Annotated in this window: 15 protein-coding genes and 1 pseudogene; 7 read left to right on the plus strand and 9 right to left on the minus strand. The window is 69.9% G+C overall.

Going from position 1 to position 16,437, the window contains the following annotated elements; genetic code table 11:
* Positions 1-37: 37 nt before the first annotated feature.
* From smc to CSW60_RS13250, 4 genes are all read right to left on the minus strand, one after another.
* Entirely contained in the window at positions 38-3,481 is a 3,444-nt protein-coding gene (smc, locus tag CSW60_RS13235) for a chromosome segregation protein SMC (protein WP_099537827.1), read from the minus strand.
* Positions 3,482-3,500: 19 nt separating this feature from the next.
* Complete coding sequence (locus CSW60_RS13240; RefSeq protein ID WP_099537828.1) at positions 3,501-4,115, minus strand: thioredoxin domain-containing protein; 615 nt, start codon at positions 4,113-4,115, stop codon at positions 3,501-3,503.
* The gene (locus CSW60_RS13245) at positions 4,115-4,732 is read right to left on the minus strand and encodes a DsbA family protein (protein ID WP_099537829.1); all 618 of its coding nucleotides are present in this window, start codon (positions 4,730-4,732) and stop codon (positions 4,115-4,117) included. Before CSW60_RS13245 ends, CSW60_RS13240 begins: the two co-directional genes overlap by 1 nt.
* Before the next feature lie 138 nt (positions 4,733-4,870).
* Positions 4,871-5,413: a DUF721 domain-containing protein gene (locus CSW60_RS13250; protein ID WP_099537830.1), complete on the minus strand. Its 543-nt coding sequence runs from the start codon at positions 5,411-5,413 to the stop codon at positions 4,871-4,873.
* Positions 5,414-5,461: 48 nt separating this feature from the next.
* Here CSW60_RS13250 and mutY point away from each other — a divergent pair, with 48 nt between their 5' ends.
* Together mutY and CSW60_RS13260 are read left to right on the plus strand one after the other, a co-directional pair.
* On the plus strand, positions 5,462-6,526 hold the full coding sequence (gene mutY, locus CSW60_RS13255) for an A/G-specific adenine glycosylase (RefSeq protein ID WP_099537831.1): 1,065 nt from the start codon (positions 5,462-5,464) through the stop codon (positions 6,524-6,526).
* A 142-nt stretch (positions 6,527-6,668) separates the two neighbouring features.
* Complete coding sequence (locus CSW60_RS13260) at positions 6,669-7,187, plus strand: hypothetical protein (protein ID WP_161495644.1); 519 nt, start codon at positions 6,669-6,671, stop codon at positions 7,185-7,187.
* Between the two features lie 101 nt (positions 7,188-7,288).
* Here CSW60_RS13260 and ccrM read toward each other — a convergent pair whose 3' ends face one another.
* Together ccrM and CSW60_RS13270 are read right to left on the minus strand one after the other, a co-directional pair.
* Positions 7,289-8,365 carry an adenine-specific DNA-methyltransferase CcrM gene (gene ccrM, locus CSW60_RS13265; protein WP_099537833.1) on the minus strand — a complete coding sequence of 359 codons (1,077 nt, stop codon included), beginning with the start codon at positions 8,363-8,365 and terminating at the stop codon, positions 7,289-7,291.
* Between the two features lie 88 nt (positions 8,366-8,453).
* Positions 8,454-9,101: a ribonuclease HII gene (locus CSW60_RS13270; protein WP_099537834.1), complete on the minus strand. Its 648-nt coding sequence runs from the start codon at positions 9,099-9,101 to the stop codon at positions 8,454-8,456.
* A 65-nt stretch (positions 9,102-9,166) separates the two neighbouring features.
* Between CSW60_RS13270 and CSW60_RS13275 the strand changes: the two genes are divergently transcribed.
* The 3 genes and pseudogenes from CSW60_RS13275 to CSW60_RS23685 form a co-directional block, all read left to right on the plus strand.
* On the plus strand, positions 9,167-10,066 hold the full coding sequence (locus tag CSW60_RS13275) for a glycoside hydrolase family 16 protein (RefSeq protein WP_099537835.1): 900 nt from the start codon (positions 9,167-9,169) through the stop codon (positions 10,064-10,066).
* A 90-nt stretch (positions 10,067-10,156) separates the two neighbouring features.
* Positions 10,157-10,699 carry a hypothetical protein gene (locus CSW60_RS13280; protein ID WP_099537836.1) on the plus strand — a complete coding sequence of 181 codons (543 nt, stop codon included), beginning with the start codon at positions 10,157-10,159 and terminating at the stop codon, positions 10,697-10,699.
* Between the two features lie 234 nt (positions 10,700-10,933).
* A pseudogene (locus tag CSW60_RS23685) lies at positions 10,934-11,008 on the plus strand (helix-turn-helix transcriptional regulator); the annotation flags it as partial.
* A gap of 98 nt (positions 11,009-11,106) precedes the next feature.
* Here the strand turns inward: CSW60_RS23685 and CSW60_RS13290 are convergent.
* From CSW60_RS13290 to CSW60_RS13300, 3 genes are all read right to left on the minus strand, one after another.
* The gene (locus CSW60_RS13290) at positions 11,107-12,075 is read right to left on the minus strand and encodes a DUF6624 domain-containing protein (RefSeq protein ID WP_143324181.1); all 969 of its coding nucleotides are present in this window, start codon (positions 12,073-12,075) and stop codon (positions 11,107-11,109) included.
* Between the two features lie 191 nt (positions 12,076-12,266).
* Positions 12,267-12,863, minus strand: a complete 597-nt coding sequence (locus CSW60_RS13295; protein WP_099537838.1) for a DNA-3-methyladenine glycosylase I — start codon at positions 12,861-12,863, stop codon at positions 12,267-12,269.
* 41 nt (positions 12,864-12,904) lie between these two features.
* The gene (locus CSW60_RS13300) at positions 12,905-13,696 is read right to left on the minus strand and encodes a folate-binding protein YgfZ (RefSeq protein ID WP_099537839.1); all 792 of its coding nucleotides are present in this window, start codon (positions 13,694-13,696) and stop codon (positions 12,905-12,907) included.
* 109 nt (positions 13,697-13,805) lie between these two features.
* On the opposite strand from CSW60_RS13300, the gene CSW60_RS13305 reads away from it, so the two are divergent.
* Together CSW60_RS13305 and CSW60_RS13310 are read left to right on the plus strand one after the other, a co-directional pair.
* Complete coding sequence (locus CSW60_RS13305) at positions 13,806-14,966, plus strand: glycosyltransferase family 9 protein (protein WP_099537840.1); 1,161 nt, start codon at positions 13,806-13,808, stop codon at positions 14,964-14,966.
* Positions 14,967-15,029: 63 nt separating this feature from the next.
* Positions 15,030-16,364: a dihydroorotase gene (locus CSW60_RS13310; RefSeq protein ID WP_099537841.1), complete on the plus strand. Its 1,335-nt coding sequence runs from the start codon at positions 15,030-15,032 to the stop codon at positions 16,362-16,364.
* The last annotated feature ends 73 nt before the right edge of the window (positions 16,365-16,437 follow it).

The raw sequence follows: 16,437 nt of genomic DNA on the forward strand, positions 1-16,437 counted from the left end.
CCGACACCTCCCCCGCGAGGGGGAGGATTTACGCCGCCTAAGCCGCCACCAGCTTCTCGGCCGTGCTCAGGTCCACGCTGACCAGCTGGCTGACGCCGCGCTCGGCCATGGTGACGCCGAACAGGCGGTCCATCCGGCTCATGGTCACCGGGTTGTGGGTGATGGCGATGAAACGCGTCTGGGTGCGGCGGCGCATCTCGTCCAGCATGTTGCAGTAGCGGTCGACATTGGCGTCATCGAGCGGCGCGTCGACTTCGTCCAGCACGCAGATCGGGGCCGGATTGGCCAGGAACACACCGAAGATCAGGGCGCTGGCGGTCAGGGCCTGCTCGCCGCCGCTCATCAGGCTCATGCTGGCCAGGCGCTTGCCGGGCGGGCAGGCGTAGATCTCCAGACCCGCCTCCAGCGGATCGTCGCTCTCGATCAGCTTCAGCTCGGCCTGGCCGCCGCCGAACAGGGCCTGGAAGAGGGTCTGGAAGTTGGCGTTGATCACGTCGAAGGCGGCCAAGAGCCGTTCACGGCCCTCGGCGTTCAGCTCCTCGATGCCGGCGCGCAGCTTGGTGACGGCGCCCGACAGGTCGGCGCGCTCGGTGCGCATGATCTCCAGGCGGCCGGCATATTCCTGCGCCTCTTCCTCGGCGCGCAGGTTCACCGGGCCGATGGCGTCCCGCTCGCGCTCCAGGGCGAACAGGTGAGCCTCGACCCCGGCGGCGTCCTTCGGCACGGCCACGGCTTCGCCGGCGACGTGGCGGCCCAGCTCCTCGGGCTCCATGCGAGCCTGCTCGCGGATGGCGGTGGCGACCTCGGCGTAGCGCTGGCGGGCGCCGTCCAGGTGGGCGACCAGGGCCGCGCGCTTTTCGCGAGCCTCGCCGGCGGCCTGTTCGGCGGCCCGGGCGGCGCGGTCGGCGTTGATGCGGTTGGTCTCGGCCGCCTCCAGCGCGTTGCTGGCCTTGGCGCGGCGGGCCTCGGCGGCGGCGAATTCGTCCAGCAGGGCGACCAGCTTCTCCTGCAGCACCGTCGGCGCCTCGCGCGCCGCTTCAAGCGCGGCCGCGGCTTTCACGCGGTCGCCTTCAAGAGATTCCGCCCGCTTGGCGGCGGTCTCGGCCCGCTTGGCCCAGTCGGTCCGGTCACGCTCCAGGCTCTCCAGGCGGCGCTGGCGGCCGGCGCGTTCGCGGGTCTCGACGTCGAGAGCGGTGCGAGCGGCGCTGGCGGCCTCGCGAGCCTTGGCCGCCTCCTGGCGGGCTTCCGTCAATTGGGGCTGCAGATCACCCGAGGTCTGGGCGGCGGCGTGGGCTTCCCGGGCCTCCGCCAGGGCCGCGTCGGCCTCGGCCTTCTCGGCCTCGAAGCGGGCGATGGTGTCGTCCAGGGACTGGGCGCGGGCGGCCCGCAGCGCCTGCTCGCGCTCGAACCTGGCGACCTGCTCGCGGGCCTGGGTCAGCAGGCGCTCGGCGTCCGGCGGCCCCCGGCGCCTGTCGCGCAGCAGGTCCTCGACCGCGCGCATCCGGTCGGCGGCGACCTTCAGCGCGGCGGCCGTAGCCTCGGCGCGCGGGGCCAGGACGTCGATCTCGGCCTCGACCTCGGCCAGGCGGGTGCGTTGCTCCAAGCGGATGGCGGCGGGCTTGGGCGCGTCGGCGCGGGCGACGAAGCCGTCCCAGCGCCAGAGGTCCCCTTCGATCGAGACCAGGCGCATGCCGGGCTTCAGCGCCTTTTGCAGCCGGTCGCCGTCGGCGCGGGCGACCACGGCCACGTGCGAGAGGCGGGCGACCAGTTCCGGCGGCGCCTTGACCAGCGGTACGAGCGGCTGCGCGCCTTCGGGCCACACCGGCGAGGAGACCTGCGCCCCGCCCCAGTAGGAGGGCGCCTTGGGATCAAGCGCGGCGTCGAGATCATCGCCCAGCGCGGCGGCCAGGGCCGCGCCATAGCCCTTGTCGGGCGAGACGCTATCCAGCGCCGGCGCATGGCCGCTCTTGGCGCGCGGGGCCGTGAGCTGGGCCAGGCCTCGGGCCTCGGTGCGCAGGCGGCCCAGCTGGTCCTCGACGCTCCGCGCCAGCTGGCGAGCCTGGGCCTCCTGTTCGGCGGCCTTGACGCGCTCGGCCTCGGCCTCCTCCAGCGCCGCGCGGGCGGCGGCGAGCGCGGCCTCGGCGCCCTCGAAGCGCTGGCGAGCGTCGGCGGCGGCGGGATCGACCTCGGGGCCGATGGCGGCGCGCTCGGCCTTGGCCTGGTCGAGGGCGCGGTTGGTGCGGCTGGCGCGGGCGTCGGCTTCGGAGAGGCGGGTCGCGGCGGCGCGGAACTGCGCTTCCTCGGCGGCGACCCGGGCGGCCAGCTGCTCGACCTGGGTCTCGGCGGCGGCGCGGGCGGCCTCGGCGGCCTTGGCGGCGGCCTCCAGCTCGGGACCGCGCTCGGGCGCGGCGGCGACCAGGGCGCGGACCTCCTCCAGCTCGGCGTCGATGCGGGCGAGGGCGGCGGCGGCGTCGTCCTTGGCCTGGCTCTCCCGCGCGCGGTCGGCCTCGATGCGGGCGAGGTCGTTCTTCAGGCGTTCGAACTCCGCGGCGGCGGCTTCGGCCTCGCGCTCGGCGCGGTCCTTCTGGATGGCCAGCTGGCCCAGGATGGCCTGGGCGATCGTCGCCTCCTCCCGGAGCGGCGGCATGGCGGTCTCGGCCTCGGTGATCGCCACCTGGGCGGCGGCGCTGGCGCGGGCGGTCTCCTCGACGAGGCGCGCGGCCTCGGTCGCCTCGCGCTGGGTGCGCTCCAGCGTGTCGCGGGCCTCGGTCCAGCGGGTGTAGAGCACCGCGCCCTGCACGGCGCGGATCTCGGCCGAAAGGCGCTTGTACTTCTCGGCTTGGCGGGCCTCGCGCTTCAGGCGGTTCAGGGCCGTTTCGAGTTCACGGGCCACGTCGTCCAGGCGGGCCAGATTGGCCTCGGCCGCGCGCAGGCGCAGCTCGGCCTCGTGCCGGCGCGTATGCAGGCCCGAGACGCCGGCGGCTTCTTCCAGGATGCGGCGACGGTTCTGCGGCTTGGCGCCGATCAGCTCGCTGATCTGCCCCTGGCGGACCAGGGCGGGCGAATTGGCGCCGGTCGAGGCGTCGGCGAACAAGAGCTGGACGTCGCGGGCCCGCACCTCGCGGCCGTTGATCTTGTAGGTCGAGCCCGAGCCGCGATCGATCCGGCGCACGACCTCCAGGACGGGATCGTCGTTGAACTGGGCCGGTGCGGTGCGGTCGGCGTTGTCGATCGTCAGGGCGACGTCGGCGTGGTTGCGCGGCGGCCTGGCGCCGCTGCCGGCGAAGATCACGTCGTCCATGCCGCCGGCCCGCATCGCCTTGGCGGAATTGGCGCCCATCACCCAGCGCAGGGCTTCCAGCAGGTTCGACTTGCCGCAGCCGTTCGGGCCGACAATGCCGGTCAGGCCCGGCTCGATCCGGAACTCGGTCGGCTCGACGAAGGACTTGAAGCCCGAAAGGCGAAGGCGCTGGAACTGCACGAGGCGGTCCCCTTCGTCCTCAGCCCTTCGCCGCGACGGCGAAGGCGCGCGACAGGGCGGTGAAATCCGTGCCGTCGACCTGCGCGCCGTTCACGAAGAAGGTCGGCGTCCCCTCGATCCCGTCCGTCTGGGCGCGGGCGAAGCGGGCGTTGACGGCCTCCAGCGCCTTGGGATCGCGCAGGGTCTCGGCGAACTGCTGGGCGGTCAGGCCGTATTGCTTGCCGATCGCCTCCAGTCCCTCCCAGAGCTTCTCGCTGTCGTAGATCGCCGCCTGCTTCTCGAAGATGGTCGTCAAGACCTCGAAATACTTGCCCGGAATCCGGCGCGCCAGGATGAAGCCCGCGGCGGCGAACTCGGGCGGCGGGGTCAGGAACTCGCGGAAAACGAGGCGCGCCTTGCCGGTGTCGATGAAGCCCTTGCGGACCTGCGGCAGGACGTCGGCCCACCAGTGGGCGCAATGCGGGCAGCTGGCCGAGGCGTAGACGACGAACTGGACCGGCGCCTTGGGCGAGCCCAGCACCATCTCGCCCGGAACCGGCGGCAGGGGCGCGGCGCGCGCGAGCGCCGGCGCCGCCAACGTCGATCCCGTGACGGCCAGGCCGGAAACGATCAGGGCGCGCCGGTCCAAGGTCATTACTTCGAGGCCGCCGCGATGGCCGCGTCCAGCTCGGCCAGGGTGCGCTCGCCGCCCTCTTCCGCGCCGACCTTCTTGCCGTTGACGACGAAGGTGGGCGTGCCCTGGATCTTGGCTTCCTTGCCGTACTTCTCGACGCGGGCGTTGAGGTCCTTCAGCGCCTTTTCGTTGGTTACGCAGGCGTTGAACTGTTCTTCGGTCATGCCGGCCGACTGGGCGACGTTGAGCAGGCCCTCGCGGAACTGGCCCGTCTGGAACATCTGCTCCTGGGCGCGATAGACCGAGTCCACGACCTGGAAGTACTTATCCTTGCCGGCGCAGCGGGCCATCAGGAAGGCGGCCGCGGCCACTTCGTTCGGCGGGGTGATAATCTCGCGATAGACGTAGTTGACCTTGCCCGTGTCGATGTATTTGGCCTTGAAGGCCGGATAGACGTCCTTGTTCCAGCGGGCGCAGTGAACGCACGAAGCCGAGGCGTATTCGACCACCGTGACCTTGGCGTTCGGGTTGCCCTGGGTCATGTCGTCGGCGGTGACGGTCTCGCCCTTGGGACCGCAGCTGGCGAGGCCGGCGGCGAGCGCGGCGACAAGGGTGACTCGGCTGATCAGCGAACGCATCAAATGGCCCTTCGGCGGTCGATTGGAAACTTAAGCCCGATTCTCGTTTCGAAGGGAAAAGGGCTGGACGCGGACTACGGCAAGAGCGCGACCGGGCGGTGGTTGTCAATGGCCTCGCCCGGGCCCGGCGATGGCGTTTCAGCGGTTGGAGGCCAGCACCCCTCGGCCCAGTTTCAGCAGCGCCTGCTTCAGCCCGCCGTCGGGCTGTTCGGCCAAGCTGTCGGCCAATTCCTTCTCAAGCGCCGCGTCCAGCGGCGGCTTGCGGCGAGGCTTCTGAGGGACGGGCGCGGCGGCGGCCTTCACGGGGCCCTGGACGATGCGCAGGCGGGTGACCACGCCCTTGCCCAGCAGCATGTCCAGCCGCGCGGTGATCTGCGGCGCCTGGTGTTGGATCAGCGAGGCCATGGGGCCATCGACGCGCAGCTCCAGCGCGCCGCCCTCGCCGTTGCGGCCCTTGATGATGCGGACCGGCTCGGTGCGCCGCGCCAGGGTGTCGCCGACGATCTCGCGCCAGCGGGTCTGCAGGGCGGCCGGGCCCTGGCCAAAGCGGTTCTCCAGGTCCTTGAGCAGCGGCGCCAGGCTCTTGCCGGCCGGGGGCGGCGGGCGGCGCTGCGGCTTGGTCCGCTTCTGGCGAAGGATCGCGATCGCTTCTTCGGCGGTGGGCAGGGGGCGGCGGGCCATGACGGAAAGCTAGCACGAGGGCGCCCGCTTGCGGTAGGCGAGAGGGCGATGAAACCCAGCATCCCTCCTAATTGGGCCGCCCTCCGCTCAAGCCTGCTGGCCTGGTACGACCGCCAGGCCCGGACCCTGGCCTGGCGGGTCTCGCCACAGGACCGCCGCGCGGGCGTCCGCCCCGATCCCTACCGCGTCTGGCTGTCGGAGGTGATGCTGCAGCAGACCACCGTGCCGCACGCCACGCCCTATTTCCTGAGCTTCACTGAGCGCTGGCCGACGGTCTCGGATCTCGCGGCCGTGGACGACGGCGACCTGATGGCGGCCTGGGCGGGGCTCGGCTACTACGCTCGCGCCCGCAACCTGCTGGCCTGCGCCCGGGCGGTGGCCGGCCAACATGGCGGGATCTTTCCCGACACCGAGGAAGGTCTTCGCGCTCTGCCGGGCGTCGGGGCCTACACCGCCGCGGCGGTGGCGGCGATCGCCTTCGACCGGCCGGCCAACGTCGTCGATGGCAATGTCGAGCGGGTGATGTCGCGGCTGTTCGCCGTCGAGACGCCGCTGCCCGACGCCAAGCCCGAACTCAAAGCGCTGGCCGGCGACCTCGTCACCGACGAGCGCCCCGGCGACTGGGCCCAGGCGCTGATGGATCTGGGCGCGACAGTCTGCAAGCCGAAGGCGCCGCTGTGCGACCTCTGCCCGGTCTCGACCTGGTGCGCGGCCTTCAAGGGCGGCGCGCCGGAGACCTATCCGCGCAAGGCCAAGAAGGCCGATCGGCCTCGGCGTCATGGCGTCGCCTATGTCCTGACGCGCGGCGACGCGGTGGCTCTGGTGCGCCGTCCGCCCAAGGGCCTGCTGGGCGGGATGCTGGGCCTGCCGACCTCGGCGTGGCGCGCGACGGCCTATGGCGACGCCGAGGCGGTCGCCGCCGCCCCGGTCGCCGCCGCCTGGCGGGATCTTGGTGCGGTCGAGCATGTCTTCACGCACTTCTCGCTGACGCTGCGGGTGTTCGCGGCTGACGGCGCGAACGATGGCGATTTCGTCTGGACCTCGCGAGCCGGACTTTCGGCCCTGCCGAGCGTGTTCCTGAAAGCGGCGCGGGCCGCCGAACGCCTGCTCTGACCGCTTGCGCCGGGCGCAAGGGCTATGCTTCAGATGCTCAATCCAGGGTGGAGGCAGGATGTTCGGCCTATTCCGGAAGCGAAACGAGGTCGAGGCGTTCTGGGCCTGGTTCGAGAAGAATGCTGGCCGCATCACGAAGGCCGTGAACCGCCAGGATCAGAAGGTCATCATCCATGAACTGGGCGACCGGATCGGAAAGGCCGCGCCCGGCGTGATGCATGAGATCGGGCGATTTGACGCCAACACTGTAGAGCTCATCCTCTCCGCCGACGGCATGCGCTCCAACATTCCGGGCGTTCTGGCCCTGAGCAGGGCCGCGCCGCGCCTTGAGGGCTTTCTCTTCACCGCCTTCAGGCGGCGCTGGTCCAAGCCAGGCCTTGGCATCTACGACGCTCATATTGGCATGGAAGACCTCCGCTACGTCGCGGAGGACGGCGGCGACGGCAGGCTGGATCTGACCCTCTACCTTCGCGGGGACTGGGATGAGCGCGAGCGGAACATGATCGGCTTCCTGATGCTCGACCAAGCCCTTGGCGAGTACGATGTCATGACGGGATTGGGACGTGTCGACATCGAGCCCGCAGGGGCCGTCGTCCAGGGCAAGCCCTTCGCCGGCCTGATGGCGGAGTTCGATGCGTTTCGCGCCGAGACGGTTCACTAGAGGCCTCGGCGGGGAGGCGATCCGCCGAGCGGATCAGCCAGGCGACCTTCCCAAGCCGCCCGGCCGTCGAGTTAAGCCGACGCCCTTCCCCACAAAGCGTCCTAGTTCATCCCCGCCCGGACCTGGGCGCGCAGGACGTCGATGGGGGCGAGGCCCTTGTCGGTCTTGAAGTGCCAGTAGGTCCAGCCGTTGCAGGCCGGCGCCGATTGCACGAGGGCGCCGATCTTGTGGATCGAGCCCGACAGGTCGCCGACCGTGATCGAGCCGTCCGGACGCACCTTGGCCACCCGCTCGCCCTTGGCGCAGTAGAGGGTGTCGCCCGGCGACAGCAGGCCGGCCTCGACGATCGTGCCGAACGGCACGCGCGGCTCGGCGCGCTTGCTGCCCATGACCTCCAGGTCCTCGGGCGCGATCGGCGTGACCTTGGAGATCCGCGCCTTGGCGTGCTCCAGATATTCGGCCTCGCGCTCGATGCCGATGAACTTGCGGCCCAGGCGCTTGGCGGCCGCGCCGGTGGTGCCGACGCCGAAGAACGGGTCCAGGATCACGTCGCCCGGCTTGGTCGTCGACAGGATCACCCGATAGAGCAGGGCTTCCGGCTTCTGGGTCGGGTGGGCCTTGTTCCCGTCGGCGCCCTTGATGCGCTCCTCGCCGGTGCACAGCGGGATGGTCCAGTCCGAGCGCATCTGCACCTCGTCATTGGCCATCTTCAGGGCGTCATAGTTGAAGGTGTAGCGCTTGGCGTTCTGGCTCTTGGAGGCCCAGATCAGGGTCTCATGGGCGTTGGCGAAGCGGGTGCCCTTGAAGTTGGGCATGGGGTTGGACTTGCGCCAGACGATGTCGTTCAGGATCCAGAAGCCCAGGTCCTGCACCGCCACGCCGACGCGGAAGATGTTGTGATAGCTGCCGATCACCCAGATCGCGCCGTCGTCCTTCAGCACGCGGCGGGCGGCCTTCAGCCACTCGCGGGTGAACTTGTCGTAGGCGGCGAAGCTCTCGAACTGGTCCCAGTGGTCGTCGACCGCGTCGACCTTGGAGTTGTCGGGACGCAGCAGGTCGCCGCCCAGCTGAAGATTGTAGGGCGGGTCGGCGAAGATCAGGTCGACCGACTTCTCCGGCAGGGCGTTCATCTGCTCGATGCAGTCGCCCAGGATGATGGTTTCCGGCCCGAAGGTCATGTCCGCGTCCTCAAGAAAGAGAACGGAATCATGAGTCTTTCTAGTAAACGCGGTGTGTATGGACGTGGTTAGCGAGACGTAAACGCCGCTATTCGGCCGCCTCGTCGAAGGGCAATTCCAGCGTCAGTTCGCCGGCCAGAGCGGCCTTCACCGGCGCCCATCCCAAGCGGTGAATGGGCGATGGGCCCATCCGGATCAGGCTCTCGACATGGATCCGCGCGTGGTAGCCCTTGTGGCTGGCGAAGCCGTAACCGGGATAGACCGCGTCCATCTCGATCATCAGCCGATCGCGGGCTTCCTTGGCCAGGATCGAGGCGGCGGCGATCGAGCACGACAGAGAGTCGCCCTTGACCACCGTCTTAACGTCGCACGGCAGCGGGAAACGATAGTTGCCGTCCACCAGGGCGATGGCGGGCGTCACCGACAGGCCCTCGATGGCCCGGCACATGGCGCGGCCGGTGGCGTGCAGGATGTTGTACTCGGCGATCTCCTCGATCGAGGCCATGTCGACGCACCAGGCGATGGCGACGGCCTTGATCTCCTCCTCCAGGGCGGCGCGGGCCTTGGCCGAGAGTTTCTTGGAGTCGTTGAGGCCCTTGGGCACCCGGTCGGGATCCAGGATCACCGCCGCGGCGCTGACCGGGCCGGCCCACGGCCCGCGCCCAGCCTCGTCCACCCCGCAGACAGGTCCCTGACCGCAGGCCAGCTCCAGCATCATGTCGGGTCCGGACGGCATGGACCGGTCTTTAAGCCGGTTCGCGCGGGATGGGAATGTCCGGCGGGCCGGACTAGGCTCTCGCCATGTATGCTTCCCGATCGACCCTCGCTCTTGTCCTGGCGCTCTGCCTCGCGCCGACCGTGGGGCTCGCCCAGACGGGCGAATGGAAACAGGTCTGGGCGGACGAGTTCGACGGCGACAAGCTGGACCTGACCCGCTGGACCCCGGCCGCCGACTGCGGGGGCGGCGGCAACGACGAGCGCCAATGCTACGTCGCCGATCCCGACGCCATCTCGGTCCAGGACGGCATGCTTCGCCTGACGGCGGTCAAGCGCAAGACCCGGGGGCTGGCCAATCCCTGGGCGGGGCCGACGGGTCCGATGAAGACCGGCGACTACGCCTCGGGCAAGATCGTCACCCAGGGCAAGGCCAGCTGGCTCTACGGACGGATCGAGGCCCGTGCGCGGGTTCCGGGCGGCCAGGGCGTGTGGCCGGCGATCTGGATGATGCCCGAACTGTCGACCTACGGCGGCTGGCCGAAGTCCGGCGAGATCGACATCCTCGAGACGGTGAACCTGGGCGCGCCCTGCGAGGCCAAGGGCGACATCTGCGAAGGCGGCCGGGAGAACCGGGTGTTCGGCACGATCCACTTCGCCGCCGACGCCGCCGGGGCGCACCGCCAGGCGGGCGGGAGCACCGCCATGCCCGCTTCGCCGGACGGCTTCCACGTCTATGCGGTCGAATGGACGCCCGAGGCGATCACCTGGTCCGTGGATGGCCGCGAATACGCCCGCGCCGCCCAGAAGGACTGGAAGCGCGATGACGCCGACGCCGGCCCCGCGCCGTTCGACCGTCCCTTCCACCTGATCCTGAACCTCGCCTTCGGCGGCCGCTGGCCGGAAGGCGCCAACGCCAAGGGTTTCGATGAGACGGCCCTGCCGGCGACGATGGAGGTCGATTGGGTGCGGGTCAGCCAGCGTTAGCGTCGGCCGTCCCCTCTTTCCGGGGCTTGGAAAGGGGCGCGGGCTTGCTCTACATGCCTGGCGGCCGAGCGAGGCCGGAAGGGATTTCCGATGGGGTTCGTGACCAACGCCTTGCCTTTGCTTTGGCTGCTCGCCTCGGTCGCCGCGTTCGCCCTGGTGTTCCGGCCGATCGCCCGCTGGCCCGTCGTCGCGACCCCGGCGCGAGCCCTGGCGGTCTTCCTGGCTATGTTCCTGGGCGGCGCGGTCCTGGTGGCGGTCTCGCGGCCCAAGGAAGAGGCTCCGCCGCCCAAGCCCCCGCTGGCGCCGGCCGCGCGGGCCCTGCCCGATCCGGTCCAGGTCCGCGCCCATCCCGAGCGGTTCATCGTGCTGGACGGCGTCAGGGCCGACCGCAACAAGGCGGGAGACGTCCTGCTGACGGGCGGCGCGACCAACGTCTCGGGCCTGCCGATCGCCGACCCGCGCCTGTCCTGTCGGATGGCCAAGGGCCGCGCGGCGGCGGGGACCGTCTCGGCCGTGGTGGAGGGGACCATTCCGGTCGGCGGCGAGTTGATCTTCGCCGCCATCAACCTGGGTCAGGCCGCCGGCCCCTGGGATCGCTGGACCTGCCAGGTCGTCGAGGCGCGGGCGCTGTAAGCAGGGGCTTATCCCGGCTCTTGTAAGCCGCCCGCCAATGGTCGCGGCCTATGGGGCGGCGCAGCTTTTCCCGTCATCAGCACGGGAGGCGCCGCAATGACCACGCCGACCGACACTGCTTCGCCGCGCCGCTGAGATCCGGTGGTCAAACTGACCCACTGGACGGTCGTCGCGGCGATCCTCGCCAACGGCCTGATCACCGAGGACGGCTCGGACGCGCACGTCTGGGTCGGCTACGCCCTGGCCGGCGTGGAGTCACAGTCGGCGCTGATGGCGCTGTTCATGGAGGAGTTGGTCGAGGCGGGGTAGGTGCGGCTTTCGATCCTTGGCGGACATTCCCATTCCATCTTGGGTGGCAGGCAGACCGGACCCAGACAATAAGGCGCACGCGCTCCGCTGGGCGCCATTCAGTCGCGACAGGTGAAGCGAGAGTTATACTCGGCCAGTGTGGTCAAGCCGACTTCAGCCCGTAGTTGATCCACATTGGCAGAAGCTTCGAGCGGGAACGTGAAGCGCTTGCCATCGCGACATCCGCCCTGGGTGCCATAGCGCTGCGGGCGCCCATTATTGATGGCGACCCGGTCATAGAGATAGGCGTAGTTCTTTGGATCGGTCTCGCCCTTGGTCCGCAGCGCGTCGAGCCGCGCCAAGATCTCGGTCTGGAAGGCGATGTCTTCGTCTGCGTGCTGGGCCAGTAGCCAAGCGTCCTTCTCGGCCTCGCGTCCGTAGCGCGAAATCTCGAACCAGCCACGGCTACGCACCTCGCGCTTGATCCACGCGACGTTATCGGCGTCGATCCGGCAGGCGCGAGCGGCTATCCGTCGGTTCGTCAGGAGCATTGCCAAAGGCGAAAGCGGGCCAAGCAGGCTCTCGTTCCCGAAGGCTCGGCGGATGGCCTGATCCTTCGCGGCGCGAAAAGCCAGTTCTCGACCGCGCGCCGACTTGTCGGTCTTGGAGCGGTCGAGAAAGGGCCGGATCGCCCGATCCAGCGAGGCATCCCCGCTGGAACCGCCAGCCATCAGGGCGGCTAGAGCTTGATCCAGCCGCCGGACCGCCCCGGCGGCGGCATCGCGATCCTCTCGCCATTGCCGCGCTGAGGCGGCGCTCTCGACGCCTTTCAGGCCCGCTTGCACCTCCATCTCGGCGTCGGTGAAGCAGCGCGTCAGAGGCGCGCCCTCCTTCAACCCCATGGTCGCGTAGGACAAGGTGCGTAGCGGAGGGATGGCTTCAGCGCCCCGGCCCTCCCGAAGTCGCCAATAGTCGAATGTGCGGGCGGCTTCAGGATCCTTGAGCAACTGCTGCAAGGGGAAATCGGCCGGTCCCAAGCTGGCCGTCACGGCCAGCGCCAAAGCCATCGCAGATTTCACCACCGCCACACGCCCGCTCCTGATGAATCAATTCAAGATTGTGATTGTGGTGAGGCGTGATGCAAGTTGTAATTTATTCTAAGATGCGATCGCCTCACTCATCGAGGCCGAAGTTTGAGCGCGCTTGGTTCCGCAAGCCGGGCATGTTGTGGCACGAGCGCCGCTCGGTTGAGGCATGTCTGCTCCCACCCATAGCCGCCTCAGCCGCGCCCATGCCCCAACGCCTTGCACGCCTCATGGCGGAAGCACGTCACGAAGTGGTCGTTGACCATGCCGGTGGCCTGCATGAAGGCGTAGACGATCACTGGGCCGCAGAACTTGAAGCCCTTGGCCTTCAACGCCTTGGCCATGTCGACGGCCAGGGGCGTCTGGGCCGGGACCTGGCCGCCGTGCTCCCAGGCGTTCTGGATCGGCGCGCCGCCGACGATGTCCCACAGGAAGGTCGAGAGATCCTCGCCCCGCTCGCGCATGTCGAGATAGATGCGCGCCCCGGCGATGGCCGCGTCGATCTTGCCGTTCGAACGGATGATGCCGGCGTCAGCCATCAGCCGGGCGCGGTCGGTCTCGCCAAAGCGGGCGACCTTCTCCGGATCGAAGCCCGCGAAGGCGGCGCGGAACGCCTCGCGCTTGCGCAGGATGGTGATCCACGACAGGCCGGCCTGGAATCCGTCCAGCACCAGCTTCTCCCAGAGGGCGCGGCTGTCCCACTCGGGCACGCCCCATTCGTGGTCGTGATAGGCCTCGTAGAACGGATCGCCGTTCATGCCGCGCCAGGTGCATCGCGTCGGTTCGGTCATACGCTGACGCTAGCAGAACTTTTCGAGAACAAAAGCCCCTTTCAAACGAGCCAGTCGGGTCGCTCGACCCGGACCGGTCGGCCTTCGACCGTCAGGTCGGCGCCGTCGATGCGGTCCAGGCGCAGCAGGGCCATCGCCCGGCCGTCGCGACCGGCCAGCACCTCGCCGGCGCGCAGCTCGCCCGCCAGCACCTCGGCCCCGAAGGCCGGCGGCGGGCCGTCGAAGGTGATCGGCAGCATGCGGGTCTTGATCGTTCCGCGCCGCTTCATGCGGCTGGTGGTCTCCTGGCCGACGAAGCAGCCCTTCTTGAAGTCGATGCCGGCCAAGAGGTCGAAATTGGCCTCGATCGGATAGGTCCGCTCCTGGCCCCAGTCGGCGGGGCCGGGCACGCCCAGGGCCAGGCGATGCGCCTCGTAGGCCTCCTCGTCGGCGTTGGCCGGACGATCGTCATAGGCGCGCGCGCCCAGCGCCGGCAGGCGCGGATCGGCGTAGAGGCCGTCGCCCGTGATTTGTCCGCCGAACACCGCCAGCACCGGGCGATCGCTGGCTTCCAGCGTCACCTTGGCGCGCAGGCGGTACATGGAGAGGCGCTGCAGCAGGGCGTCGCGCTGGTCGGCCTGGACGTCTATCAGCGCCCCGTCCTCGGTTCCCGCCACGAACAGGTCGAACAGCAGCTTGCCCTGCGGCGTCAGCAGGCCCGCGAAGCGCAGCTCGCCCGGCGCCAGGGTCTCGACGTCCTGGGTCAGCAGGCCCTGCAGGAAGCTTCGCCAGTCGGGACCGGAGACGGCGATGACGGCGCGGGAGGACAGGCGGGCGACGGTCGGGGTGGTCATGGGCCAGATGTGGCGCCGAGGCGACGCTCGCGCCAGTCCCGAACATCGCGGAAAGCTGAAGTGTTAACGTGGGATGCGCCGACTCGCCGACGGCCCTATACATGGACCGATGACACAGCGGGCCTTCCCGATTCTCTTCATCACGGCGACGCGCATCGGTGACGCGGTGCTTTCGTCCGGCCTGATCAAACTTCTCTCTGATCAAATCCCCAACGCGCGCTTCACGATCGTCGCCGGACCCTTGGCCGCGCCGTTGTTCGCGCACGTGCCCGGCCTCGACCGGGTGATCGTGATGGAGAAGGGCAAGGGCAAGGGCCACTGGTTCAAGCTGTGGAACCAGGTGCGCCACAGGAAGTGGGGCCTGGTCGTCGACCTGCGGGGCAGCGCCACCGCCCTCTTCCTGCGCCGCGACAAGCGGGCCATCTGGAAGAAGACGCCCGGCGAGCCGGTGCACAAGGTCGTCGACGCCGCCCGCACCCTCAAGCTCGAGGGCGAGCCGCCCGCGCCGTATCTCTACATCACCCCCGAGGTCGAGGCCCTGGCCGACGAGCTGCTCGGCGCCGGAGGTCCGATCCTGGCCGTGGGCCCCGCCGCCAACTGGATCGGCAAGGTCTGGCCGATCGAGCGCTTCGCCCAGACGGCCGCCCAGCTGCTTGACAAGGACGGACCTCTGGCCGGCGGTCGGCTGCTGATCCTGGGCGGGCCGGAAGACACCCGCATGGTCGAGGAGCTGCGCATGGCCTCGGCGCGCGGCCGCACCATCGACCTGACCGGCAAGGTGGATTTGCTGACGGCCTATGCCTGCCTGAAGCGCGCCAGCCTGTTCATTGGCAACGACTCCGGTCTGATGCACATCGCCGCCGCGGCCGGCTGCCCGACCGTGGGCCTGTTCGGCCCCTCGGACGAGCGCCGCTATGGCCCCTGGGGCGACAAGACCGTGGCCGTGCGCGGCCCGCGCACGTTCCAGCAGTTCCTGGCCGTCGATCCCGAGCTTTCCCAGGCCATCCGCCACATGAGCGACCTGCCGGTGCCCACCGTGGTTCGGGCGGCCAAGGAGCTGCTGGCGCGCGTTGCGCCGCCGGCCGAGGTTTCCGAGCCCGAGGCGGTGGTCGAGGCGGCCGAGCCGGAGACCTCGCCGTGGGGCGAGCCCATCGAGGACGTCGACGCCCTTTCGGAAGCCCCGGCCGAGGCCGCCGCCGAAGCGCCGGCGGTCAAGCCCGCCGCCAAGCCCCCCGCCCGCAAGCGGACGGCCAAGCGCGACGCCGGCTAGTTCCCGGTTGCCTCGGGCGCGGACCGGTCCTAGATCGCCTCGAACATTCCGAGGAGCCGCCCGATGACCCAGACCTTCGACCTGATCGTGCGTGGCGGCGAGGTGGTGAACCACGCCGGCCGGGGCTTCGCCGACATCGGCGTGCGCGGCGGCAAGATCGTCGCCATCGGCGACCTCTCCCAGGCCAGCGCCGGCGAGGTGTTCGACGCTGCGGGCCTGACGGTGCTGCCGGGCGTCATCGACAGCCAGGTCCACTTCCGCGAGCCAGGGCTGGAGTGGAAGGAAGACCTGGAAAGCGGTTCGCGCGGCGCGGCCTTGGGCGGCGTCACCGCCGTCTTCGAGATGCCCAACACCGAGCCGACCACCACGGACGCCGACGCCCTGGCCGACAAGCTCTCGCGCGCCAAGGGCCGGATGCACACCGACCACGCCTTCTATGTCGGCGGCACCCACGAGAACGCCGCCTTCCTGGGTGAACTGGAGCGCCTGCCCGGCTGCTGCGGCGTCAAGGTGTTCATGGGCGCCTCGACGGGCTCGCTCCTCGTGCAGGACGATGAGGGCGTCGAGAACGTGCTGCGCCACGTCAATCGCCGCGCGGCCTTCCACTCCGAGGACGAGTACCGCCTGGCCGAGCGCCGCTCGCTGGCGCGTCCCGGCGACTGGACCAGCCACCCGGAGGTGCGCGACGCCCAGGCCGCCCTGCAGTCGACCCACCGCCTGGTCCGCATCGCCAAGTCTCTCGGCAAGCGCATCCATGTGCTGCACGTCACGACCAAGGAAGAGATCGACTTCCTGGCCCAGAACAAGGACGTCGCCTCGGTCGAGGTCACGCCGCAGCACCTGACCCTGGTCGCGCCGGAGGCCTATGAGCGCCTGAAGGGCTTTGCCCAGATGAACCCGCCGATCCGCGACGCCGAGCACGTGGCGGGCGTCTGGCGCGGCGTCGACACCGGCGTCGCCGACGTGCTGGGCAGCGACCACGCGCCCCACACCCGCGAGGAGAAGGCCCGGCCCTACCCGGCCTCGCCGTCTGGCATGCCCGGCGTCCAGACCCTGGTGCCGATCATGCTGACCCATGTGGTCGACGGGAAGCTGACCCTGGAGCGCTTCGTCGACCTGACCAGCCACGGCGTGAACCGCATCTTCGGCCTGGCCGACAAGGGCCGCATCGCCGAGGGCTTCGACGCCGACTTCACCATCGTCGACATGAAGGCCCGCCGCGTGATCACCCACGACTGGATGGCCACCCGCTCGGGCTGGACCCCGTTCGACGGCTTCGAAGCCAAGGCCTGGCCCAAGGCGACGATCGTGCGCGGGATCGTGGTCATGCGCGACGACGAGGTGATCGCCGAGGGGCGCGGGGAGCCGGTGCGGTTCCTGGAGACGCTGGCGGGGTAGGGGGGAGCGCCCCCTCCGTCTCGCCGCCTGGCGGCGCCGATCCACCTCCCCCGTTTCACGGGTGAGGAGGAAA

The organism is Caulobacter sp. X (assembly GCF_002742635.1).
Classification (GTDB): Bacteria; Pseudomonadota; Alphaproteobacteria; order Caulobacterales; family Caulobacteraceae; genus Caulobacter.